Raw genomic sequence first — 271 nt, 5'->3', positions numbered from 1 at the left:
CCGAGCCCCCGCCTGCTGTCGGCGGCGCTGTCCCCGACCGGCGCGCCCTTCCCGATCGCCCCCTTCGTCGGCGGCGCCCCCGATGCCATCACCGATGTCGCGCAGAACGCCCCCGGGCTGCGCGTGCAGCGGCGGTCCGGGCGCCCCATCACCAATTCCTTCCACGCCATCTGGTCCATCGGCGCGGTGCCCGGCGGAGTGATGGCCGCGGGCGCGATCCCCCCGCAGCTCCCGCTCCCCGTCCACCTGGGGGTCTCGACCGCGGTCTTCG

General features: G+C 76.4%; 1 pseudogene. It reads left to right on the top strand.

The window, feature by feature from the left end:
- A pseudogene (locus KVS71_RS17495) lies at nt 1–271 on the top strand (MFS transporter); the annotation flags it as partial.

Origin of the sequence: Microbacterium sp. GbtcB4, assembly GCF_019091465.1 — a bacterium.
In the GTDB taxonomy this organism is placed as follows: domain Bacteria; phylum Actinomycetota; class Actinomycetes; order Actinomycetales; family Microbacteriaceae; genus Microbacterium; species Microbacterium paraoxydans.
Note: the sequence above shows the minus strand (reverse complement) of the source record. Positions and strands in the feature narration are given on the sequence as shown.